Annotated in this window: 22 protein-coding genes and 1 pseudogene; 10 read left to right on the top strand and 13 right to left on the bottom strand. The window is 68.1% G+C overall.

The features are described from left to right. Window positions 1-57: 57 nt before the first annotated feature. From ACFV9H_RS37940 to ACFV9H_RS37930, 3 genes are all read right to left on the bottom strand, one after another. Complete coding sequence (locus ACFV9H_RS37940; protein ID WP_385407871.1) at window positions 58-2,271, bottom strand: SpoIIE family protein phosphatase; 2,214 nt, start codon at window positions 2,269-2,271, stop codon at window positions 58-60. Window positions 2,272-2,870: 599 nt separating this feature from the next. Next, window positions 2,871-3,569, bottom strand: a complete 699-nt coding sequence (locus ACFV9H_RS37935) for a DUF402 domain-containing protein (protein WP_385407866.1) — start codon at window positions 3,567-3,569, stop codon at window positions 2,871-2,873. A gap of 112 nt (window positions 3,570-3,681) precedes the next feature. Continuing rightward, window positions 3,682-5,085 carry a class II fumarate hydratase gene (locus ACFV9H_RS37930; RefSeq protein WP_385407863.1) on the bottom strand — a complete coding sequence of 468 codons (1,404 nt, stop codon included), beginning with the start codon at window positions 5,083-5,085 and terminating at the stop codon, window positions 3,682-3,684. 108 nt (window positions 5,086-5,193) lie between these two features. Here ACFV9H_RS37930 and ACFV9H_RS37925 point away from each other — a divergent pair, with 108 nt between their 5' ends. After that, window positions 5,194-6,732 (top strand): ricin-type beta-trefoil lectin domain protein, encoded by a 1,539-nt coding sequence (locus ACFV9H_RS37925; protein ID WP_385407861.1) that lies wholly within the window; start codon window positions 5,194-5,196, stop codon window positions 6,730-6,732. 56 nt (window positions 6,733-6,788) lie between these two features. Here the strand turns inward: ACFV9H_RS37925 and ACFV9H_RS37920 are convergent, their stop codons facing one another. Further along, window positions 6,789-7,559: a glycerophosphodiester phosphodiesterase gene (locus ACFV9H_RS37920; RefSeq protein ID WP_385407858.1), complete on the bottom strand. Its 771-nt coding sequence runs from the start codon at window positions 7,557-7,559 to the stop codon at window positions 6,789-6,791. 53 nt (window positions 7,560-7,612) lie between these two features. Here ACFV9H_RS37920 and ACFV9H_RS37915 point away from each other — a divergent pair, with 53 nt between their 5' ends. Continuing rightward, window positions 7,613-7,990, top strand: a complete 378-nt coding sequence (locus ACFV9H_RS37915; RefSeq protein WP_385407856.1) for a hypothetical protein — start codon at window positions 7,613-7,615, stop codon at window positions 7,988-7,990. A gap of 24 nt (window positions 7,991-8,014) precedes the next feature. Here ACFV9H_RS37915 and ACFV9H_RS37910 read toward each other — a convergent pair whose 3' ends face one another. Beyond that, the gene (locus tag ACFV9H_RS37910) at window positions 8,015-8,617 is read right to left on the bottom strand and encodes a hypothetical protein (protein ID WP_385407854.1); all 603 of its coding nucleotides are present in this window, start codon (window positions 8,615-8,617) and stop codon (window positions 8,015-8,017) included. A 145-nt stretch (window positions 8,618-8,762) separates the two neighbouring features. Further along, window positions 8,763-9,254, bottom strand: a complete 492-nt coding sequence (locus ACFV9H_RS37905; RefSeq protein ID WP_385407852.1) for a hypothetical protein — start codon at window positions 9,252-9,254, stop codon at window positions 8,763-8,765. A 241-nt stretch (window positions 9,255-9,495) separates the two neighbouring features. Between ACFV9H_RS37905 and ACFV9H_RS37900 the strand changes: the two genes are divergently transcribed. Next, window positions 9,496-11,067 carry a recombinase family protein gene (locus tag ACFV9H_RS37900; protein WP_385407850.1) on the top strand — a complete coding sequence of 524 codons (1,572 nt, stop codon included), beginning with the start codon at window positions 9,496-9,498 and terminating at the stop codon, window positions 11,065-11,067. A gap of 24 nt (window positions 11,068-11,091) precedes the next feature. On the opposite strand, the gene ACFV9H_RS37895 is transcribed toward ACFV9H_RS37900, so the two are convergent. After that, window positions 11,092-11,697, bottom strand: a complete 606-nt coding sequence (locus ACFV9H_RS37895) for an IS630 family transposase (RefSeq protein WP_385407848.1) — start codon at window positions 11,695-11,697, stop codon at window positions 11,092-11,094. Then, window positions 11,652-12,167: a transposase gene (locus ACFV9H_RS37890; protein WP_385407845.1), complete on the bottom strand. Its 516-nt coding sequence runs from the start codon at window positions 12,165-12,167 to the stop codon at window positions 11,652-11,654. Before ACFV9H_RS37890 ends, ACFV9H_RS37895 begins: the two co-directional genes overlap by 46 nt. A gap of 306 nt (window positions 12,168-12,473) precedes the next feature. Here ACFV9H_RS37890 and ACFV9H_RS37885 point away from each other — a divergent pair, with 306 nt between their 5' ends. The 5 genes and pseudogenes from ACFV9H_RS37885 to ACFV9H_RS37865 all read left to right on the top strand — a co-directional run bounded on the left by ACFV9H_RS37885 (window position 12,474) and on the right by ACFV9H_RS37865 (window position 16,294). Continuing rightward, window positions 12,474-12,734 carry a hypothetical protein gene (locus ACFV9H_RS37885; protein WP_385407843.1) on the top strand — a complete coding sequence of 87 codons (261 nt, stop codon included), beginning with the start codon at window positions 12,474-12,476 and terminating at the stop codon, window positions 12,732-12,734. Between the two features lie 225 nt (window positions 12,735-12,959). Beyond that, complete coding sequence (locus ACFV9H_RS37880) at window positions 12,960-13,424, top strand: HNH endonuclease (protein WP_385407841.1); 465 nt, start codon at window positions 12,960-12,962, stop codon at window positions 13,422-13,424. 443 nt (window positions 13,425-13,867) lie between these two features. Beyond that, window positions 13,868-14,539 (top strand): hypothetical protein, encoded by a 672-nt coding sequence (locus ACFV9H_RS37875; protein WP_385407838.1) that lies wholly within the window; start codon window positions 13,868-13,870, stop codon window positions 14,537-14,539. A gap of 1,027 nt (window positions 14,540-15,566) precedes the next feature. Then, window positions 15,567-15,872: pseudogene (locus ACFV9H_RS37870) on the top strand (phage major capsid protein); the annotation flags it as partial. A gap of 89 nt (window positions 15,873-15,961) precedes the next feature. Further along, complete coding sequence (locus tag ACFV9H_RS37865; RefSeq protein WP_385407835.1) at window positions 15,962-16,294, top strand: phage major capsid protein; 333 nt, start codon at window positions 15,962-15,964, stop codon at window positions 16,292-16,294. 1,001 nt (window positions 16,295-17,295) lie between these two features. Here the strand turns inward: ACFV9H_RS37865 and ACFV9H_RS37860 are convergent. From ACFV9H_RS37860 to ACFV9H_RS37840, 5 genes are all read right to left on the bottom strand, one after another. Beyond that, complete coding sequence (locus ACFV9H_RS37860) at window positions 17,296-17,493, bottom strand: hypothetical protein (RefSeq protein ID WP_327737140.1); 198 nt, start codon at window positions 17,491-17,493, stop codon at window positions 17,296-17,298. Window positions 17,494-17,987: 494 nt separating this feature from the next. Continuing rightward, window positions 17,988-18,776 (bottom strand): helix-turn-helix domain-containing protein, encoded by a 789-nt coding sequence (locus tag ACFV9H_RS37855; protein ID WP_385407869.1) that lies wholly within the window; start codon window positions 18,774-18,776, stop codon window positions 17,988-17,990. 43 nt (window positions 18,777-18,819) lie between these two features. After that, the gene (locus ACFV9H_RS37850) at window positions 18,820-19,344 is read right to left on the bottom strand and encodes a DUF6879 family protein (protein ID WP_385407832.1); all 525 of its coding nucleotides are present in this window, start codon (window positions 19,342-19,344) and stop codon (window positions 18,820-18,822) included. After that, entirely contained in the window at window positions 19,328-19,534 is a 207-nt protein-coding gene (locus ACFV9H_RS37845) for a hypothetical protein (protein ID WP_327737143.1), read from the bottom strand. Before ACFV9H_RS37845 ends, ACFV9H_RS37850 begins: the two co-directional genes overlap by 17 nt. A 225-nt stretch (window positions 19,535-19,759) precedes the next feature. Further along, entirely contained in the window at window positions 19,760-21,430 is a 1,671-nt protein-coding gene (locus ACFV9H_RS37840) for a fumarate hydratase (protein ID WP_385407830.1), read from the bottom strand. 171 nt (window positions 21,431-21,601) lie between these two features. Between ACFV9H_RS37840 and ACFV9H_RS37835 the strand changes: the two genes are divergently transcribed. Next, window positions 21,602-22,270 (top strand): DUF1707 domain-containing protein, encoded by a 669-nt coding sequence (locus ACFV9H_RS37835; RefSeq protein WP_385407827.1) that lies wholly within the window; start codon window positions 21,602-21,604, stop codon window positions 22,268-22,270. A 222-nt stretch (window positions 22,271-22,492) separates the two neighbouring features. Beyond that, entirely contained in the window at window positions 22,493-22,894 is a 402-nt protein-coding gene (locus tag ACFV9H_RS37830; protein ID WP_385407824.1) for a WhiB family transcriptional regulator, read from the top strand. Window positions 22,895-22,993: the final 99 nt, after the last annotated feature.

Below are 22,993 nucleotides of genomic sequence, written 5' to 3'. Positions count from 1 at the left end.
GCACACCGCCGCCCCGCAGCCTTCAGGCTGCGGGGCGGCGGCGGTTGCCGGTGGGGGTCAGCGCCGCTCGTGCCCACCCGGCAACGACAGCTCGAACCAGACCACCTTGCCGCTGCTCAGCCGGGTCGCGCCCCAGCGGCGGGCCATCCGGTTGACCAGGAACAGGCCGCGGCCGCCCTCGTCGGTCTCCCGCGCCCGCCGCTGGCGGGGCAGCTGCGGGGAGTCGTCGCCGACCTCGCAGCGCAGTACGTCCGTACGCAGCAGGCGCAGGGTCACGGGCCGCTCCGCGTACCGGACGGCATTGGTGACCACCTCGCTGACCAGCAGCTCCAGCGAGTCGCTCAGCTCCTCCAGGCCCCAGCGGGTCAGCGCGCGGCGGGCGAAGCGGCGGGCCCGACCCGGAGCGGTCTCCTCCGGGTCCAGGAACCAGTACGCGACGTCACTGGGCGCGATCCCGTCGAACCGGGCCGCGAGCAGCGCGATGTCGTCGTCCCGGTCACCCGGACCGAGCATGTCCAGCACGTCGTCGCACAGGGCCTCCAGCGGCGGCGGATGGTCCAGGCCGGTCAACTGGGCGGTGGTGGCGAGGCGTTCGCGGAGCTGCTCGATGCCGGTCCACACGTCCCGCAGGCGGGACTCCACCAGGCCGTCGGTGTACAGCAGCAGGGTGGCCCCGGCCGGTGCGTCCAGCTCCACGGCCTCGAAGTCCACGCCGCCGACGCCGATGGGGGCGCCGGGGGGTACCCGGAGCACCTCGGCGCGACCGCCCAAGTGCAGGAGCACGGGCGGCGGATGACCCGCGTTGGCGATGGTGATCCGGTGCGAGACCGGATCGTAGACCGCGTACAGGCAGGTGGCCATGCGGTCGGAGCCGAGGCGCTGCGCCTGCTCGTCCAAATGGTGCAGGACCTCGGCGGGCGGCAGGTCCAGCTGCGCGAGGGTCTGGGCCGTCGTGCGCAGCTGGCCCATGATCGCGGCGGAGGTCATGGAGTGGCCCATGACGTCGCCGACGACCAGCGCGACCCGGCTGCCGGGCAGCGGAATGGCGTCGTACCAGTCCCCGCCGACCCGGGCCGTCTCGGCGGCCGGCAGGTAGCGCGAGGCCAGCCGCACCCCGGTGGGCTGGGGCAGGCTGTCGGGCAGCATCGTGCGCTGGAGCTCGTCCGCGATGTACGCCTCGCGGCCGTACAGCACGGCCTTGTCGATGCCGAGCGCGGTGTGGGTCGCCAGTTGCGCCGCGACCAGCAGGTCGTTCTGCTCGAACGCGGGCCGCTCCGGGCTGCGCAGGAACACGGCCGCGCCGATCACCCGGCGGCGTCCGCGCAGGGGCGCGAGGACGGCCCGGTTGCCGCGCGGCACCGGCTGCTCCGAGCCGAGCAGCTCCGCGAGCGCCTCCTTGGCGCCGGCGGCGGACCCGAAGACGGGCCGTACGCCGCGCAGGACCTCGGCGAGCGCGCCGCCGGACCGGATCTCGCACAGCTCGGCCGCGGGCAGGTCACCCTGCGGGCCGAGCAGCGACGACTGGCTGAAGTCGAGCTCGCCGGCGGCCCCCGCGGCCCCGGCGCCCTCGAGCGTGGTCAGATCGTCGATCGGCCGGAGCCGGTCGGTGCGCCGAAGCCTTAAAACGACCGGGCCGACGGGGCGTTCGTCGCCCACGGGCAGGGGGTCGCGCAGGTAGACGAGGATCGCGTCGGAGAAGGTCGGCACCGTGGCCCGGCACAGCCCGAGCACGATCTCGTCGAGGTCGATGCCGCGGGCGATCCGCCGCGTGGCGGCCCCGACGAACCGCAACCGGTCGCCTTCCCGCCGCGCGACCGTGACCTCCCCACCGGGTATCCCCCCACCGCCGCTCCCGCCCATGCCGCTCCCACCCGTGCCGACGCCTTCCGCACGCGGCCGGTCGCCTTCGGGGAGGTACGCGGAGTTCTGCCCGGCGGCCCCGTCCGCACCGGGTGCGGTGTCGGCGCCTTGTGCGGCCGGGTGCACGGCGCCGTCGCGGGCGCCGCGTGCGGGCTCGGCCGCGTACAGGGCGGGCTGCCCGGCGGCCTCGGGCCCGGCTTCGTCCGCACCGCGCGCGCGAGCGGCGTTGCGTACGGCCCTCGCGTCGGCGCCCCGCGCGCCGCGTGAGCGCTCGGAGCCGCCGCGCGGACGGGCGCTGCCCTGGGGCCCGCCGGGGGCCCCGTGGGGCGGTACGTCGGCCGACGCGCCGTCCCGGGAGCGGGCCGCGCCCCGGCCGGCGTCCGCAGGGCTCGTCGTGTCGCCCGACTCCATGCCGCCCCCGACCGGATCGACGCCTTCGCCGCTCGGGCGCGGTGCGTCGGCGGGCTCGCCCCCGTCGGTGGCGCCTGCGCGCGGGCGGGCGTTGCCCGGCCCTTCGCCCGCGGCGGCCACCTCGCCTCGGGGGCGGGGGAGTCCGCCGCCCGCGGCCGGGCCCGCCGCGGCGCGCGGCGCGCGGGACGCCGCCTCCACGGCCGGGCCAACGCCGGTGCCGGCGGCATGCGTGCGTACGGCCTCGGCGGCGGCGATGGGCGCCTTGCCGTGGCCGGGCTCGTCCGTACCTCCGCCGGAGGCGACGGGCTGCGGGCCCTCCTGGGAGGTGGGGTACTCCGTCACGCGTGGAATTCCGTCCGTTTGCGCTCGATGTGCGCTGCACTCAACTCGGTCAGTCGCGGTATACCCGCTCAGCGGCCGCGGCACCATCGCCCCGCGCTTCCGGGTCCCCCTCGTTACTTCTCGCCCTGCCTCGACCTCCGGTCAAGTACCGCGTGTGACACGACACTTACGGATTCACGACCCGCACGCACCGCCCCGTGCGCGCGACCTCGCGGAGGACGATCCTACGTTTGAACCCCGGGGGCGCATCAAGGGTCTCATGAGGTCATATGCGCCGGAGTGCGGTCCCAGTCCTCGGGCAGGACCGGAACCGACCAGGACGGATCCGGCCGCCAGTCCTGCCAGCCGTCGCAGAACGGCGGGCCCCACGCCTTGATCACGTCGACCGCGGCCCGCCCCGCGGCCCGTACCTGTTCCGCCTGCTCCTCGTCCATCAGCCCGGAGCGCTGCGCCTGCGCGAACTCGTCCTCGTCCCGCCACTTCCACGTGCGGTCCGGGTAGACGGAGATGTCGAGGAAGTGGTCCTCGGAGTCGACCCCGCCGGACCACCGGGCCCGCGGCGACTCCAGGTTCACGTACCAGCTCTTGAACCGCCAGCCGTGCTCCCAGAACAGCCACACCGACCACGGCTCCCCGGGCCGGGCCAGCTTCAGCACCCCGGCCCCGAACCACTGAGACCGTACGGTGGTCCGCGGCGCGGTGTAGCGGGTGGCGAGCGGTTCCTCGTGCACGGGCGTGCCGTCGGCCAGCACCGGCTTGACGCACTCGGTGCCCGGGGCCATCCAGACGGCCAGCAGGTCCTCGGAGTCGCGCACCACGGTCACCGGGCGGCAGATGTGCACCTGGCCCTTCAGCCCCGGCGCGTGGTCGCGGTAGCGCCAGAGGATCTGATCCCCGGGCGCCCAGCGCGTGCCGCGTGCCGCGCCGCCGCTCGCGGGCCGGAAGGTACCTGTCATGCGCAGATCTTAGGGCGGGGGTCGCCGCGCTCGCTGCGGTGCAGGTCACGGAGGGGGTCGGGGACGTTAATCGACCGAATCCGGCCCCTCCCGACCCCCGTCGGCGGCCGCCTCAGGGGTGTGTCATCCGCAGCACGTCCAGGGCCTCGTCCAGCTGCTCCAGCGTGAGGTCGCCGCGGTCCACGTAGCCGGACTCCAGGACGACCTCCCTGATCGTCTTCCGCTCCGCGAGGGACTTCTTGGCGACCTTGGCGGCCTCCTCGTAGCCGATGAAGCGGTTCAGCGGGGTCACCACGGAGGGCGAGGACTCCGCGTACTCCCTGGCCCGCGCGGTGTTGGCGGTGATCCCCTCGACCGTGCGGTCGGCGAGCAGGCGGCTCGCGTTGCCCAGCAGCCGGATCGATTCGAGGAGGTTCCGCGCCATCACGGGCAGCATCACATTGAGCTCGAAGTTGCCGGCGGCGCCCGCCACGGCGACGGTCGCGTCGTTCCCCATCACCTGCGCGGCGACCATCAGCACGGCTTCGGGAACCACCGGATTGACCTTGCCGGGCATGATGGAGGAGCCCGGCTGGAGATCCGGGAGGTTGATTTCGGCCAATCCCGTGCGCGGCCCGGAGGCCATCCAGCGCAGGTCGTTGCAGATCTTGGTGAGCGAGACGGCGACCGTACGGAGCATCCCGGAGGTCTCCACCAGCGCGTCCCGTGCCCCCTGGGCCTCGAAGTGGTCGCGCGCCTCGGTCAGCGGCAGTCCGGTCGCGGCGGCCACCTCCGCGATCACGGCGGCCGAGAACCCGGGCGGGGTGTTGATCCCGGTGCCCACGGCGGTGCCGCCCAGCGGTAGCTCCGCGAGCCGCGGCAGGACCGCGTGCAGCCGCTCGATGCCGTAGCGGACCTGGGCCGCGTACCCGCCGAACTCCTGGCCCAGGGTGACCGGGGTGGCGTCCATCAGGTGCGTCCGCCCGGCCTTGACCACCTGCGCGAACTCGGCGGACTTGCGCTCCAGGACGATTTCGAGGTGCCGCAGGGCCGGGATCAGCTCGTGGGTGACGGCCGCGGTGGCGGCGATGTGGATGGAGGACGGGAAGACGTCGTTCGAGCTCTGCGAGGCGTTGACGTGGTCGTTGGGGTGGACCTCCTCGCCGAGGCGCTCGGCGGCCAGGGTGGCGATCACCTCGTTGGTGTTCATGTTGGACGAGGTGCCGGAGCCGGTCTGGAAGACGTCCACGGGGAAGTGGTCGTCCCAGCGGCCCTCCGCGACCTCGGCGGCGGCGGACCGGATCGCTCCGGCGACGTCCTCGTCCACGACGCCGAGGCGCGCGTTCACCACGGCGGCCGCGGCCTTGATGCGGGCGAGCGCCTCGATGTGGGCGCGCTCCAACCGCTGCCCCGAGACGGGGAAGTTCTCCACCGCCCGCTGGGTCTGCGCACGCCACTTGGCGTGCGCGGGGACCCGTACGTCGCCCATGGAGTCGTGCTCGATCCGGAACGCTTCGGCCTGCTGATCGTCGGTCATTTTTGTGGCCTCCTCTAAAAGTTGAGCAATTGTCTTGTTCGAAGTGTTCCCAACTCCCCTACCGGCCAGTAAATACCGGGGGTAACACTGACAGCCGGGGAGGCGTTCATGGCACGTGCACGTACGAAACCCATGCTCAGATCTACCTTCGCCGCGGTCGCGGCGATCGCGGCCGCCCTCGGGGGCGTCACCGCCATCACCCCGATGGCCCAGGCCGCGACCACGGCGGGGACCACCGCCGGGGCGGTGACACCTCTGTCGCCCGAACTGGAGGCCATCCGCGCGGCGGAAGCCACCAAGATCTACGGCGACCCGGCCATCCGCCCGCTCGGCGAGCGCAAGACCGGCCTGATCTCGCTGGGCGACAGCGAGATATCGGGCGAGGGCGTGGGCAACTACGACCCCGCCACCAACACCTCGTCCAACCAGTGCCACCGCTCGCCCGACGCGGCGATCCACCGCACCGGCATCCCGGCCGACCTGACCTTCAACGTCTCCTGCTCCGGCGGGTACACCGGGAACATCCGCATCGGCGGCAGCAAGCAGTACGCCGACGAGCTGGTGCAGAGCGACAACCTCGCCATCAAGGCCCGCAACACGAAGATCAAGATGGTGCTGCTGGTCGCCGGCGCCAACGACGACCTCCAGTTCGGCCCGGTCATGACCGACTGCGTCACCCGCTGGGTGCTCAGCCAGGGCACCTGCGAGCCCAAGTACGGCCCCGGCTGGCAGGCGCGCGTCGACGGCCTCAAGCCCAAGGTCGAGGCCACGGTCGCGGACCTCAAGACGGTCATGCGCGGCGCCGGATACGCCGACTCCGACTACAAGCTCGTCGTCATGGGCTACCCCAGCCCCATCGGCCCCGACTTCTACGACAACCCGAACTTCCCCGGCAAGCTCCCCGGAGGCTGCGCCGGCTACGACTCCGACGCCACCTGGGGCCGCAACTACGCGGTGCCCACCTTCGAGAAGGGCATGCGCGAAGCCGCGCGCAACTCGGGCGCCGTGTTCCTCGACAACTCCCGGCTCTTCCACGGCCACGAGGTCTGCATGGAGGACGCCTGGGCCCGCGGCCTCTACCTGGACCTGGGCGACCACTTCCCGTGGGACGAGAACACCGCCCGCCAGTCCTTCCACCCCAACTACCGGGGCCACGGCGCGTTCGCGTCCTGCCTCACCCAGATCTACAACTCGGGCCTGCGCGAGGCCTCCTGCGCCGACCCGGCGAGCACGGGCACCCCGGTGCTCCAGGCCGGCGCCTGGGACTCGCTCTACGCACCCCTGAAGAGCGAGGCGAACGGCAACTGCCTCGACGCGAAGGGCGGCTCCAGCGCCAATGACACGGCGGTCCTCGGCTGGGACTGCCACGGCGGCCGCAACCAGGGCTGGTGGTACGACTCGGCACGCAAGTCGGTCCACATCGAACTGACCCACGACCGCTGCCTCGACGCCCCCGGCGCCAACTACGGCTCCGGCACCGGGCTGATCATCTGGAACTGCCACGGCGGAGCGAACCAGCAGTTCGTCCGCGACGGCGCCACCATCCGCCCCGCGGCCGCCCCGGGCATGTGCCTGACGGTCGCCGCCGCCCACGACCCGCTCCGCCTGCAGCCCTGCAACGGCGCGGCGACCCAGCGCTTCGCGTAATCCCTTCCCCACACCCCCCACACCCGGCCGGCGCACCCCGGCCGGGTGGTCACATGTCACATGTCCTGCAGCAGCTTCCGCACGTCCCGCGGCCGATTGGTGATGATCGTGTCCACGCCGAGCCGCACGCACAGCTCCACGTCCTCGGGCTCGTCCACGGTCCACACCCGCACCCGCAGCCCCTTCACCTTCAGCCGCCCCACCAGCCCCGGATCCCGCCGTACGAGGTCGATCCCCGGCCCCGCGTGGGTGGCGAACGGCGGCCGCACCGGCCGGACCGCCCGCTCGATCAGGTAGACCATCGGCAGCCCGGGCGCGAGCCGGTGCATCCGCGTCAGCGCGTTCCGCGAGAAGCTCATCACCTCGACGCGCCCCGACGCCCCGTCCGCGAGCCCGTACTCCCGGAACATCCGCGCCAGCTCGACCTCCAGCCGGCCGCCGGCCCGGGTCGGGTGCTTGGTCTCGACGGCGAGCCCGACCGGCCGCGGCGCGGCCAGCGCCTCCCGCAGCAGATCCTCGAAGAGCAGCACCCGGGCGCCGGCGTGCTCGGCCCCCCTCCACGCCCCGAAGTCGAGCGCGGAGAGCTCCTCGTACGTCATCTCGGAGACCACCCCCCGCCCGTCGGAGGTCCGCTCCACCCGCCGGTCGTGCACGCACACCAGCTTCCGGTCGGCGGTGAGCCGCACGTCGCATTCGAGCGCGTCGGCCCCATCGGCGATGGCCTGCCGGTATGCGGCCATGGTGTGCTCGGGGTGCTCGTGGGAGGCCCCTCGGTGGGCGACGACGCGCGTCGCGCCTGCGGTGGGAAACGTGGACTGCCGGTTCATGCGTCAGACGTTAACCCGATGCGGTGGGCGGTTCGGTACCGCATGCTGCACCGATGGATGAACAGCTCGGGATGTCGCACTGCGAGCCGTGCGAGGCCTGCCGCTTCGAGGCGTGGCAGCACGTCGTCGACGGCAGGCTCCGGTGGGAGGAGTCGCAGTACTGCCCCGCGTACGGAGTCCAGGCGTGCGGCGGTGGCTGGGGCCCGGCCCCCGACTGGGTCAGGGAGCGGATCGTGGCCCGTGAGGGCACGGTCCGCCTACCGGTCGGCGCGCCCGACGGGGTGCCGATCGCGCTGCTGCGCCGGGTCTACGGGCTGACCATCGGCGAGGTCGTCGCCGCGCGGGCGACGGGGTGGGAGGCCACCCCGGTCGAGGCCCGTCTCCTGGCCGGGCCGGCCGCGGCCGCGCCCTCCGGCCCCGCCGACGAGTGAGGCGCGTGGCCGGGCGGGGCCCGGTCAGGGCGTCGGCAACGGGGCCAGCGGGGCCGGGGTGACCTTGAAGGCGCCCTTCGTGACCTCCGTGAAGGGGGCCGGGGCCATGCAGGTGCCCACCGGGGGCTCGGACACCGTGCCGTCCGGCTTCACGTCCACGTTGGCGACGGCCCACGAGAAGCCGACGCGGTCCGGGCCGCCGCGCTCGCCGTCCTGGACGCTGATGCCGATCCGCTTGCCGTCCCAGCCGACGTTCGAGCTCTTGACCACGGCCGTGAGGGTGGCCGTCTTCCCGCCCGTGACCAGGCAGTCGATCTCCGCCTCGGCGACAGCGGTGAAGCCGTTCTGCCTGTAGTGGTGGGAGATGGTCACCCGGCCCCGCGCGTCCGTCGGCAGGCCCTTCGCCAGGCCCGGCGCCGGGTACGGCTTGCTCCACGGGGCCGACTCGGCGTCGACGGTGAAGCGGATGTCGTCGTCGGGGGAGTAGGGGAAGTGGATCGTGCCGCCCCCGTGTACGGAGGCGATCTTCGGCGCGACCGGGGCCGCCGGGGCGGGGCTCGCGAGGGCCAGGGCCGCGAGCAGGGCGGCGGTTCCGGCGAGGGCGAGTGCGCGCGTGCGGTTCTTCATCGTGAACTCCCGTTGTGCGTGGGCCGTTTGGCTACGGGAAACAGCCTCGCCGGGAGCCCGCCGCCCTGCCATCTGCCGATGGGCGGACATGTGCGAGGGCCCCTCCCCCGATCGGGGGAGGGGCCCTCGTCCTCGGTGCGTGGGGTCACCCCATGGCGGTGTCCATCGCCACGTGGAAGATCCGCGAGAAGCCCGCGCGCACGGCGCCCCGGCGTGTGAGCACGGACCGGTCCACCCCGGCGAAGACGACGGCGAGCGCGATGTCGGCCGCGAGGGCGCGGCCCGACACGCTCACCTCGACGCGCTTCCACTTGGCGATGCCGGACTCCCTGACCTTGACGGTGACCCCGCGGTCCTCGTTGTCGGCCTCGCGCATGACGGCGTACTCGCGGCGGTTCACCGCCCAGAGCCGGTACCGGTCACCGCCGTACTCCATGCGCAGGCCGCGGCCCCGGTGGGTGGCCGCCCACCGGTTCCGCTTCACGTACACCATCGCGCCCCCGACGCGCAGCGTCGGTCCGTTCAAGGTCGGGCGTTCGGTGATCATCACCTGGATTCCGCGCGATTCGAAGACCGTCCTGGGGATCAGGCCGCCGGTCGCCTCGGTGGCGCGGACGTTCTCGTGGGCATGCGGCACCGAGGACACGGTGATCTCACCCCACTCCGGCGACTTCCCCTGCCAGCCGGCCCGGCCGAGCCCGCCCTTCTCCCCGTTCTGCCACGCGCTCAGCGAGAACGGGGCACTTTGGCCGTGAACGGCTCTGCCCTACAGACCCGGGCCGCGGACCGGGATGTGGGTGAACGTCGGCTCCGGGGCCGGGTTCTGGAAGAAGTTGTTCGGCTTGTTCCGCTCGCAGGGACTCCCGTAGCATCCGCCCATGGTCACGCATCCGAGAGTCCTGGGCAACGTCCGCCTGTCCATCCTGAAGGACGACACCACCAGCCCTGAGAAGCAGCGGCACGCTGTCGAGCACTGGACGGCCGGGCCTGCCGTCGGCGGCCGGATAGTGGGCTGGGCGGAAGACCTCGACGTCTCGGGAGCCATGCACCCGTTCAAGCGCCCCGGGCTCGGGCCGTGGTTCACGGAGCGGGCCGACGAGTGGGACGTGTTGGCCGTCTGGAAGCTAGACAGGCTTTCCCGTCGAGCGGGGCACTTTGCCGAGATCGTCGATTGGTGCCGTGAGCACGGTAAGGCGATTGTGTCGGTTAGCGAGAGCATCGACATGAGCACCCCCATGGGCAAGATGTTCGCCCAGATCATCGCGGCCTTCGCTGAGGGAGAACTAGACACCATCCGCGCCCGCGCCCTTTCCGGTTCGGCTGCTCGCAAGGCAAAGGGTGTTTGGATCGGCGGTGTTGAGCCGTACGGATACCACTTTGAGCGACAGGAAGGCGGCGGGAAGAAGCTGGTCCTGGACCCCAGTTATGCAGAGCTGTTTCGTGAAATTGTGGAACGCTTGAAGAGTGACTGGTCCTCCTACAAGATCGCCGTTGATCTCAACCAGCGTGGCGTTCCTACATGGCGCGATCATCTCCGAATCGTGAAGGGTGAAGAGCCGAGAGGCGTTGCCTGGACTGCGAATGCCATTCGCGCCATCGTCATGAACCCCACGGTAGCCGGGATCTACACCCATAAAGGCGAGAACGTCGTTGACGAGAACGGTGAATGCGTTCGGATCACCGATAGGCCGTTGATGGAATTCGCTGACTGGTCGGAATTTGTGGCCGCCTTGAAGAGTGACCGCCCTGTTCGACGGGCTACACCTTCCCGGTCCATGCTCGGCGGTGTGGCCATTTGCCAGACGTGCGGTTCCCGAATGTCTTCCAATAAGAAGGTCAAGGCGAATGGAACCGTGCATCACTACTACGGCTGCAACAGCGTCAACACCGGAACCTGTCCCAGCCCCAACCGCATCCGCCGAGATGACCTCGATACCGCTGTAGGTTCGTTCGTGAACGTCACCCTTGGACCGCTGCCCGTAATGGAGAGGGCCGGAAATTCAATCAGCCAGGCCAAGGCGGAGCTTTCTGAGGCCGAAGCGATGCTCGATCGGCTGGAAGCTGACTACCTCGCAGGCCGCCTGAAAACGGATGTCCAGATTGAACGGTACTGGGGGCAGCACGGATTCCAGTCGGTCAAGGTTCAGCGACTGAGGGACGAAATCAAGGCCGCTGAGGAAGCTCCGGCATGGAAGGCGACGGGGCGCACGTACTCGGAGGAGTGGGCCGCCAAGGACGACGAGCAGAAGCGCGTATTCCTGCAACGGCACAGGATCGCCGTAACTGTTGGAAGTACAGAGGATGGTTCTCGTCGTGTGCTCGTCCGGGTGCCTGAAGTGGCTGAGATCGCCGACGAAACCGGCCTCCATGTCCCCGACGGATACGAATGGGTCGCTCCCGAAGCTGAGTTCATCCTTCCGGCGCGGAAGGCATACAAGCGAAGCTACTGAGGTTGAAAGGGTGGGGTGACAAGGTCATCTGGGTTCGATCCTGAGCCCGGTCTCGGCGACGAAGCCGTTGAGGACACCAGGCTGGCGTTGGAGGACTCGCAGCCGGTTCTTCACCAGCGGTGCGAGGTCTGCGATCGATCTGGGTGCGAGGTTGGCCAGGGACTTCTTCAGGTGCGCCCAGACGCCTTCGACGGGGTTGAGGTCGGGGGCGTAAGGCGGGAGCCGGACGATGGTGAGCCAGTCGCTATTGCGCTCGAGGAACCGTCGTAGCGGGCGTGAGTGGTGGGTGCTGGCGTTGTCCCAGACTACGATCAGCGGGGCACCGCCGAGCTGTCGGCGGGCGGAAGCCAGCAGGTCCGCGAACTCACGGGCCCGGAAGCCCTTCTTCTCGCCCGTCCGTCCGCGATACGTCTGGGTGCGGTAGATCAGCCTGGTCTCATGTCCGGGCTTCACGCAGACCATGCCCGCCATCAGTACCCGGCCAGAGCCCTTGCCGGTTACCTTGATCACCGGGGTCCGCCCGCGCTGCGACCAGGTCCGTCCCTTCGCGGGCTTCAGGTCCTGGCCGGCCTCGTCCTCGAAGGCTATCCACGCCCCCAGGAGCTCAGCGGTCCTCTTACCCGTGACCACTGCTCCTCCCGCCACCGGCGAACAGCCACCTCATCCCGCTCCACGGCCCGATGGGCGGGCACCTGCGCGGACCAGCCCAGCCGGTGCAGCAGATACGACACCCCGCGCGGGGTGTACCGGTAGCCGAACAAGCGGTGGATCAGCTCCGCGACCCTCGCCAGAGTCCATCGCTGGTCCTCGCTCCAGCCGTGCGCGGCCGGGCCGGCTTCCAGCTCGGTCTGCAGCCGCTCCGACTGGGCATCACTGAGCTGACATGGGAAGCCGCCGGCTCCCTTGGAGGCCAGGGCCGCTCTGCCGCCCTCCCGCCAGGCGGTGTACCAGGCGTAGGCAGACTTCCGCGACACCCGTAACCTGCGGGCCACCTCCGGTGGGTGCACGCCCTGCTCGAACATCTCCGCGGCCTCGAAGCGCACAACCTCACGCTTCGCCCGCCCCGCGGCGGTCAGGCCGCCGCCATCCGCGTACCTCATAACGACGATGTAGCACCGCCAACGTCCGCTGTCACCCCACCCTTTCAACCTGAGTAGCAAGCTCTAGCCCCCGGCCCCCGTTGCGTGTAAACGCAGCGGGGGCCTCCTCATGCCCTCTCCTGGAAACCGCCACCCCGCCCGGGGTACAACTCAGCTATCGCCCAACCCGCTAGGACGCCAACGCGTCCAGAGACCGAAGGACCCTGATTGATCGGCTTTGGACCCGGCGCCCCATGGGGGGCGGTCTCTCAACTCGACTGCCGGGCGAAAGCCCGAGACCCCCGGATACGCCCGCTCGCGTTCCGCGTGTACTTCGCTGCCCTCGGCTGGGGCAACCGTCTGGGACACGCCGAGTTCGCCGAGGGCGGCCTAGTGTCCGTCCTGGGCGCAGAGGGTGCCCCGCTGACCAAGCAGGCCGTACAGAAGGGCGTGACGGCCGCGAAGGGCCTCGGCCTGCTGGCCCCGGACTCGGGGGCCCGATGCCTCGTACTGCCTGGGCACCACTTCCAGAAGAGCGGACTTGGTGCAGCGTCGTGCCGCGTGCACTCGCTGCGTACCGCTGCATAACCCGCCAGGGGTTACCCGGTCATCCGCACAGGGTTACCAATCTTCCTGTGACCTGCGAGAACGCACACGTCCTCTCTATCTCTTTTAGTCAATCCCCTGGCCGAACAACGGGAGGCCAGGCAGCAGCAGCAAACAACGCCCTGGCGGTCGAGCCAGGGCTGTTCAATGAAGTAATGAATAGCAGGGGCATCCTTGGCGGGGTGCCCTTTCTGTTTCTAGTAGCAAGTGGCGCCCCTCGAAGGGCGCCTTCTATTGATCTGGCAGCCTCGGCCGGCCAGGGCCGAGGGATTCGGTTCGCTCGCTCCGCTCACTCATTTCAGCGGCAGCCGCCAAGGCTGCCCCACTAATACAGAAAGAGGGCGCCCATGCCTTACAGCATGTGCGCCCGTCACAAGAAGCTGCATCCGCTTGGGGAGCGGTGTCCACTCTGCCCGGGCCAGCGGGCAGAGAAGGTATCCGAGTAAGAGCACCCGCGCAGCGGGCAGGTACGACTATCAGTGGGTGAAGGCTAGGGCCGAAGCCATTCGGCTTCAGCCGCGGTGTTCCTTCTGTAGCAGCAGTGATCTCACGGGAGATCACATCCAGTCGTTGGCCGAGGGCGGTATGAACTTGCTCGAGAAAATTCGCGTTCTCTGCCGTTCCTGCAATACGCGACGGGAGAACACCCGGCGCAAGGGTCGGCACTGCTGACGTTTTCCAAAAGGGTGCCCCCCTTTCGCGGGAGCCCTCAGCCGGCCGAGGAATGGCCTAGGCGGCCCGCAGAGGCCACAAGGACTCGACTCCCACGCAATCCCTTTATTCCAGTCTTCCAACTCCTCTAGCGGCCACGTAAGGCCGCACGGGTGCCTTCTATGGGCCCAGGGGGCCTCTCAAAGTCTGAGGCTGCCGCTTCTGCACCCGCCGCCTTCGCTCCGCTTGAGCGCGCGGGACTTCATCCGAACTTGTGGGAATTCTAAGACAACGAAAACCATACACGCCGATTTTCGTCATGCATGATGGACGCTCGGCTGCTGATGTGATACGCGGTGCCCCGAATCGGTTGCACCAGATGACACTTTCCGCGCGTGCACGAATTTGCGGACTCGCAAGGCTACGCTGCGACTAACTTCCGTCGACGCTCCGGGTAGGCATCCATGGGATACAACCTCGCCAGTGTGACCCTGCGTTTTGAGGGCCGTGAAATCAATACAGTCAAATGGGTAACGGACGTACTTACGTCTCTCAATTATGCCTACGACGTCGCAGCCGTCGCATATTTCATGGAGCACCAAGGAGTTGGGGACTCTCAGGCACATATCCTCGAAAACATTCTGGAGGGTACTGCGGAAGCCGGCCTGTCAGCTGCTGTGCTATCCATCGAGCCCATGCTTGAGGAGGGAGCCAAGCTGAAGCTCGAAAATTTGACGACCGGGCATTCATTTGAAATCAACGTTACTGGCGTGGCCGAGGTGGTCGACTCTCTAGCCAAGGTAATCGATCCAGCAAGGCGAGCTGATTTTAAGGAGGACGCGAAAAAGAAGCAAGGCGAGCGTCAGCATCAGGCCGAAATGAATAAGACCGAGGAGGCGATTGCTAAAGCTACCGCTGAGCTTCAGGTTCTAACCATCAATAATCAAATCGCCTTGGAGGCCCTTAAGGGCTTCAGGGAAGTGGTGAAAGAATACTCAAACCTCCATAACCAGCTCGTTGAGAGCTTCGGGGAGGAGAACGCAAACAAGCTACTGGAGAAGTTCGCCGCAGAATACGCTCGCAGCCTGGGTTTGCTTCCGGTCAGCGAGATTAAGGTGATCGAGGGCCCAAAGTAGGATCATTGGTGACCTGAGTCACTCGTTGAGTTTCGTGTTGAGTTTCGCGCCGTAACTGGTCTTTAGGGGATGCAGGGCAGAGAAACTTCGATCCCTTCGGGATCGGGGGAACACGCGGCATGGGCGGCGCGGTAGCGGCGGCCCGGTTTCATGGTGTGGCCCCATGCACCATGGTCCGGGCCTCTTCGCATATCCACCACCAGTAGTCGGCAGTTCCCCGCTCACCGTCTCGAAGAGATATGGAACATGAACAACATAGTCGAGCTGAATTGCTGGGCATGTGAGCGAGAGTTTACGACTGATTTCGGACCCGGGCGACCGCGCCGGTACTGCTCTCCCGATTGCAAGGAACTGGCGCGCAAGGTAGCGCGCAGAGTCCGATACGTCGATCAAGCCGAACAGCTGCGCACGGCTTACACCGCCTAACCGAACCCCTACGCAACGCCGCTCCTCTCATCTAAGCCGCCCCACCCGCTTTGGGTGCCGGGCGGCTTTTGCATGGCCGCTTCCGGCCCCGACCAGCGAAGGAACCATCTATGAAGCCTGAGCTTCGCAAGATTTTTGAGTCTGCCGAGTCCGAAAACCGTGGGCTGACGGCCCGCGAGGTAGCCGCCGTCATCAATTCGATTCCAGCCGAAGAGCGCATGGCTCGTACCGAGATCCTGGCCGCCGTGAACGGCGAGGGCGGGGCGGACTCGTCGGAGGTTCGTGACGCCATTGCATCCACCTTGGACGCCATGGAGATGCGGGCCTCTGACGCCCGCGAGGACCGGGCGATGCTCGACCGCGTGGCCGAGGTGCGCAGCCTCGCTGCGGCCATCCCTAGCGTCCTTACCCCGACTGGCAGCATGCCCCCGGGCACGGAGGAGTGGCGGTCCCTTATGCCGTCCCTCAGCGAGTATCGCGCGCTGATCTCCGAAGGTGTTCCCCAGGATGGCGGGTACACCGTTCCCCAGGAAATCTCCGGTAAGTACATCGATTCTCTCAAGGCGAAGTCGACTTTCCTGCGCGGCTCCCGGCCGACAGTATCATTCCATTCACCTCGGCCACTTTCTCGGTCCCGCAGCTTGTTTCCTCTTCGGGCGCCGACTACGTCACCGAGGGCCAAGCCATTCCCGAAGGTCAGATGGTCTGGGGTGAGGTCAAGTTCACGGCGAAGAAGATCGGCGAAGTTCAGTGGGCTTCAACCGAAGTACTGGAGGATTCCGCGCTCGATCAGCGCCGCGTGATTGCTGACAACCTTCTCCGAGACGCATCCCTCAAGTTCGATGCGGATGCATTCACCGGCTCGGGTGCCAACCCGATCAAGGGCATCGTTTCCCAGGGCACGTCTACGACCCTCGGCACCGGAAAGGTCACCGTCACCTATGACGACCTGGCCGACGCGGTTGCCCCATCGAAGCGACTAACGGTACCCCTTCCGTGGTGTGGGCTTCTGTTGATGTGGCTGCGGCTCTCCGGAAGGAGAAGGCCGCTGGTTCCGGTGTGTATCAGGGGGGTTCCCCGACCGATGCCCCGGCCTCTACGGCATGGGGGCTTCCGATCCTGCCGAGCGCTTTCCTCCCCGCTAATACCGTGATCGTGGCCGACGCTTCCCGGGTCGTTGTTGGTGTCCGCCGTAACGCCACGGTGCGAATCAGTGAGGACGCTCGATTTGATAAGGATCAGGTCGGCTTCAAGCTGACTATGCGTATGGCTGGCGTGTCTGTCGCCGAGGCTACTTCCGTGCAGATCGTAAAGGCCGCTGCTTCCTAGGCCAGCTGCGAAAGCGAGATTCCCCCGTACCCGAAAGGGCGCGGGGGTTTTTCTGCATTCAGCAGGAAGCCCCACCACGGCGCTGCAATGAGGGGAGCAGCGGGGCGGGGCCTCCTTGGGGGCTGGCCGTCAGGAGCCCCCCTTCCTCTCAGTCCGGTGCAGGAGCGGGCACGGCCGAGAGGGGCTTGAGGGCAACGACTTTGAAGCCAGCAGGGCTGAGATATCCGTGGTAGCGCTTCCAGTGAACTCCGACCTCGGTGCCACCGTATTTCTCATCTAGGGGCCGCATTCCGCATTCGTGCCAGCCGTCATGCCCATATGCGAGTCCACAGCTAGCCTTCTCGCTTACCGCTCCCTCGTACCAGGGCTCTTCGAGGGGGAATCGGCGGACCGCCGAAATGTGGTGGGCCGACAGGATTACCCATGATCCGCACTGTGCGGGGCGCTCCGCGTGGATGCTGTTAAGCATGACTGACACCGATGTACTCCGACTCTCACTAATACGATTTCAAGCATCTGCTTGATGACCCTCGGACTCAGCCCGAGGGAGGCGCCGATTTCTACGTAGCTTTCGCCGTCCGCCAGACGTCGCCTGATCTTGTCCTCATGGGCTGCTATGCAATTGCGTTGCTCTCGCGCTTCGTCGGCGCTCGGTCTGGGCATCTCAGCCTTCTAGCCCGGCGTGATTGCCGTCGTGGCCGCGCGGCAGCCGGCATCCGTAGCAGTAATAGTCTTTGGGGTGGTCACACCCGCTGTGATCGCAGATCGGGATTGCGTGGAGCGCAACGGGCAAGCCTTCACCCCAAACGGCCCACAGTGCGCCGCGCCCCTGCGAGTGGTCGTGCGATGGACCAAAGTGGCCGATGTGGTTTCCCATGTGCCCATCTCGCAGTTCGCAGATGGTTGGGGCTTCCCAGGGGAATTCGTCCACGACTGATTCGCGCAGTGGCCGGACGGCAGCTTTCAACTGATCGGGGACGTCTACGGCTTCGAGGCAGCCTTCAGTCATCGGCCGGGTCCTCCAGCTCTACAGCCTCGGCCGCCGCCCGTACGAGGGCGGGAACGGCCTCTCTTACCGCCGTCTCCCATTCCTGCGCTTCTCTCGCTGCCACGATGCGGGCGAATCCCGCCCGCAGTGCTTCCCGCTCGCCGGGGGTGAAGTCACAGCAGTGGCCAGCGCTCGCCCTTTCGCCGCTCATGCCTCGGTCACCGCTTCGATGCGATGAACAAGGGCGATGTCCCAGAACCCTCGGAGAAAGCGGCTGTGTCCGGAGTTCAGGCCCGTGTGCGTCATGCACTGCCTGTCTACCTCGGCCACATCGGGGCCGGGCCTAGCAGCCCAACCGCATCCCGGATGAAGGCAACTTGCAGCTACATTGGGGGCTGTTTCGGGGTCTCTGATGATCCGGTGCTCTGTGTGCCGGATGACCGAGCGCGTCATCGGCGCGTCCCGTCCGCATTGACGCACCGGGTGTGCCAGTAGGCGACTTTCGGCGGGCCGTCCTTCTGGCCGAGCATTCCCCTCCGGGCGAGCTGGTGAAGGGGGATGGGCATGCTGCATGACGGACACGTCTCGCGTTTGTCGGTGAACGTCGCGTACTCGAACGTGTCCGTCCTGGTTGCCATTTCGCACCCCTCGCCACTCCGGGAATCGACAACCAATGATCCCGTGGGCGGCGCAGCGAACCGAGACTTATTCGCGTTGTCGGGTAAAGAGCGTCGACCAGTCGGAGAGCAGTCGCCGCAAGTCGTCCCCGAACACGGCGTACGCCTCGTACCTTTCGAAGTCCTCTCGATACGCTTCCACGTCCCGGTGGTCGCGCAGGATGAGGGCACCAGTGCCGGTTTCCACTGTGGCTAGCCGCCGGTCATAGACCGTGAAGGTATTCAAGGGCCGCTCGGGAATGTGCCCATCCAACGGGATCACGCCTACTCGCACGTTCGGAATGCGTGAGATGGAAGCTAGCCAGTCCAGTTGCATTGCCATGCCGAGGGGCGGGAGTAGCGGCCACCTAACGCCCTGTTCCGTGAGTAGGAACGTGAAGGACTTCGACGAGTCCCGCAGGACGCTTTGGCGTTCGAGCTTCTTCGCCACAATCTTGGACTGATCTGCGGTGACATCTGCGATGCTTGCGCGCACGTACTCGGGCGTGGCTAGCAATCCGGTAATCATCGAGAGCAGGAAGAATCGGAACTCCGTCGACGCTGCTTCAAGTCGCGCCAACTCGTTCTGTTTTTTGTCGAGCCCTCGGCGACGCGAAGACCAATGGTCTTGCCATTCTGTGTTTGCCGTGCGGGCCAAGGACAGCAGTTCTTCCGCTATCGGTCCGCCGGCTTCGAGCGCTTCTAGGATCAGCTCCACATCGACAATTTCAGGAGTGAGCTTTCCACTTTCGATGTTACTGATCTTTGTTTGCGACATGTTGCAGCGGCGGGCGAGCCAGGTCTGTGTCTTCCCGGCTCGCTTCCGCAGCGTCCGCATGGCTTCGGCTAGGTCTGACCTGGACTGGCCTAGCCGGTCAGGCTCAAGCGTCAAGGCCCTTCACGTACTCCTCGAAGGGCACCGACTCGCTGACCGCGATTCGCTGGTACTCGACGAACGGGGACACCTCCCCTTCGAATACCTCGCGGCTGATCTGTCGCCCATCTGCGTAGTAGTTCATCAGCACGACCTCGGTGCGGTCGAACAACCAAAAATCCTGAATCCCTCGCAAAGGATTCTCTCGGTTGGTCACGTCGAGAATGCGGATCTCCTCACCGGCCAGGGCGTGCGGTGTGTAGTACTGAGAGAACTCGAATCGCAGGTAATCTGAGAGTGGGTGGGTCACGATGTGAACACGCCCTTGTGAGCGCCCTTCGGCCACCTGTCGCGCTAGGCGGTCGGTGTACTCGTTTGAGACGCTTCCGGGGTCAATGCGGGCCCCGGCCATGAATGCCGCGAACTCTTCCGCTTCTTGCGGCATGAGGTACTGGGGCAACGTTTCGAGTCTCCAGGCTTCCTGCCGGAAGTCTCGGAATTTCACCTGCCAGGCTTCACCATCCAAGAGCACGAACGGCCTCCCGCAGCACGCTTTCCGGGATCTCCACAAGCCCTTCCCCCTGCGGCGGCTGGAAGACATTGGTTACGTCGCCCTGGACGATGAACGAGCCGCTGGCGGTGCGGTAGACGTTCGGGCAGTCGTCCTTGCCGCAGGTGCCGTTGCCATTGCCGGTGAGCCGGGTCAGTTCCTCGCGCGCCATGCTGAAACCCCCTTGTCCTGGCCCCGGTTGGGGCCGTTGGGACGACGCTACGAGGGTTGCCCGCACGCGTCTATGCGGCATCCCCAATATTCGCGTTGTCGGGTAGACGATCTACGTCAGAGCTCGCGCGCCCCTGGGCGGCTCCCTGTGGGCCGGGGAGGGGCGGCACGGCAAGAGCCCCCGGCGGTCGGCGCCAGGGGCTCTCTGGGGGCGGGGGAGTGCTGGCTACGCCAGACCGGGGCCGCGCACCGGGATGCTGGTGAACGTCGGCTGCTCGGGTTCCCGCGAAGTGAAGAAGTCGTTGCCCTTGTCGTCGACCACGATGAAGGCCGGGAAGTCCTCCACCTCGATCTTCCAGACGGCCTCCATGCCGAGCTCCTCGTACTCCAGGACCTCGACCTTCTTGATGCAGTCCTGCGCGAGCCGCGCCGCCGGGCCGCCGATCGAGCCCAGGTAGAAGCCGCCGTGCGAGCCGCACGCGTCCGTCACCTGCTGCGAGCGGTTGCCCTTGGCCAGCATGACCTTCGAGCCGCCCGCCGCCTGGAACTGCTCGACGTAGGAGTCCATGCGGCCGGCCGTCGTCGGGCCGAAGGAGCCCGACGCGTAGCCCTCGGGGGTCTTCGCGGGGCCCGCGTAGTAGACCGGGTGGTCCTTCAGGTACTGCGGCATGCCCTCGCCCGCGTCCAGCCGCTCCTTGATCTTGGCGTGCGCGATGTCGCGCGCCACGACCAGCGGGCCGGTCAGGGACAGGCGGGTCTTGACCGGGTGCTTGGTCAGCGTCGCGAGGATCTCGTCCATCGGCTGGTTCAGGTCGATGGAGACGACGTCCGAGGACTCGTCCAGGTGCGAGTCCGTGGTGTCGGGGAGGAAGCGCGCCGGGTCCGTCTCCAGCTGCTCCAGGAAGACGCCCTCGGCGGTGATCTTCGCGACCGCCTGGCGGTCCGCGGAGCAGGACACCGCGATGGCCACCGGGAGGGAGGCGCCGTGGCGGGGGAGGCGCACGACGCGGACGTCGTGGCAGAAGTACTTGCCGCCGAACTGCGCGCCGATGCCGATCTTCTGGGTGAGCTCGAAGACCTGCTGCTCCAGGTCGAGATCGCGGAAGCCGTGGCCCAGCGGGGAGCCCTCGGTGGGGAGCTCGTCCAGGTAATGCGCGGAGGCGTACTTCGCGGTCTTCAGGGCGTGCTCGGCCGAGGTGCCGCCGACCACGATCGCCAGGTGGTAGGGCGGGCAGGCCGCCGTACCGAGCGAACGGATCTTCTCCTCCAGGAACTTCATCATGGAGGCCTCGTTGAGGACCGCCTTGGTCTCCTGGTAGAGGAAGGACTTGTTCGCCGAGCCGCCGCCCTTGGCCATGAAGAGGAACTTGTACGCGCCGCCATCCGTCGCGTACAGCTCGATCTGCGCGGGCAGGTTCGAGCCGGTGTTCTTCTCCTCCCACATGGTGAGCGGGGCCATCTGCGAGTAGCGCAGGTTCAGGCGCGTGTACGCGTCGTAGATGCCGCGCGAGAGGGCCGCCTCGTCACCGCCCTCGGTGAGGACGTTCTGACCGCGCTTGCCCATCACGATCGCCGTGCCCGTGTCCTGGCACATCGGCAGGACGCCGGCCGCCGCGATGTTCGCGTTCTTGAGCAGGTCGAGGGCGACGAACTTGTCGTTCGAGGAGGCCTCGGGGTCGTCGATGATGCGGCGCAGCTGCGCGAGGTGCGCGGGGCGCAGGAAGTGCTGGATGTCGTGGATCGCCTCTTCGGCGAGCTTGCGCAGCGCCTCCGGCTCGACCTTGAGGAACGTACGGCCGTCCGCCTCGAAGGTGGACACGCCCTCGGCGGTCACCAGCCGGTAGGGGGTGGTGTCCTCGCCCAGGGGCAGCAGGTCGGTGTACGCAAACTCTGGCATGACGGCAGTCATTCCTCACTCGGCAGACAGCACTGGCGACCAATTGGCAGCGCGGTCATCCAGCGTAGAACCTCTCGACGCGGCCGTGGTTGTGAGGTAAGGCTCACTCGGGGCGCGCTCTACGCCACTCAGGAGTATCGCGATCTATCGTGTCTCGCTATGCTGGGTGGCGTGGACCTGGAAAAGCACCCCGCCGCCCCTGCGGCCGCCGCCCCCTCCGAGCTGCGCGCGTCCGACGCCGACCGGGACCGGATCGCGCAGAGGCTCGCCGACGCCCTCGCCGAGGGCAGGCTGAACTCCGAGGAACACTCGGAGCGCCTGGACTCGCTGTACGAGCTCAAGACCGTCGGCGAACTGGAGGTCCTCGTACGGGACCTGCCCGCGCCCGGCGCCGGCCACTCCTCGCCGGCCGCGTACGAGGCGGGCGCGTCCGCCGCCCCGGGCGGCTACACCGACAACGTCGTCGCCGTGTGCAGCAGCTCCGCCCGCAAGGGCCGCTGGCGGCCGGGCGCGCACACCCGCGCGGTTTCGGTCATGGGCGACATCACCATCGACCTCACCGAGGCGGTCTTCGAGCAGCAGGTCACCGAGATCAACGTGACCTGCGTCCTCGGCAACGTGGAGGTCCTGGTCCCGGAGAACGTGACCCTGCGCGGCTACGGCAGCGGGGTCCTCGGCAACTTCGAGGTGCGCGGCGAGGGCCGCGGCGAGACCGACCCGCAGGCCCCGGTGGTGATCGTCCGCGGCTTCGCGCTGCTCGGCAACATCGAGGCCCGCCCCAAGCTCGGCGCCCGCCTGGTCGACCTGGCGCGCAAGTTGCGCAAGCGGCTGGACGGCTGAGACCGGCCGTGGGGATGTCGGCCGCAGGGATTTCGGCCAACACGCCCTGAAACAGCGGGCGATCCCGGCCGGGCGCCGGCCGGTGCGTGACGGCCCGGACGGCAGGGGCACGTTTCGGACGAACCTCCGCCGCCCCGTGGCACGCGGTGCATAGGGGCGCGCACAGCGGGTAGGGACAGGTGCATCGTCTCTCGCTCGCGTACCCGTCGTCAGGAGTAGACCGTGCCGCATCCGCCGCATCAGTCCCTGCAGGTAGCCGCCGTCCAGAGTCTTCAGGGGCGCTCGGCGGCGGCCGTGCCGAAGCCGCGGACGCCGTCGCGGGAAGAGGACGGTCCCTGGCACGCGGAGGCCGTGTGCCGCCGGGACGAGGCGGGGCTCTTCTTCGCGCCGTCGAAGGAGCCGACCGCGGCCCGGCTCTCCCGCGAGGAGGCCGCCAAGCGCGTCTGCGCGCGCTGCCCGGTGATGGTCGCCTGCCGGGAGCACGCACTTCTCCAGCCCGAGCCCTACGGGGTCTGGGGCGGTCTCACCGCCGCCGAGCGCCGGGTGGTGCTGGCCCGGATGCGCCGCAGGTCCGCCGAACTCCGCCAGGCGCAGGGCCCCGGCCCGATCGCCGCGGCAGGCTGAGCCGATTGCCCGGGCGTCGCCCGGACCCTCGCACGTCAAACGCCGCCGGGGCTGGAAGATCCAGCCCCGGCGGCGTTTGAGGCGTGGGGTTCGGGGCAG

Source organism: Streptomyces sp. NPDC059874, assembly GCF_042731135.1.
Classification (GTDB): domain Bacteria; phylum Actinomycetota; class Actinomycetes; order Streptomycetales; family Streptomycetaceae; genus Streptomyces.
Note: the sequence above shows the minus strand (reverse complement) of the source record. Positions and strands in the feature narration are given on the sequence as shown.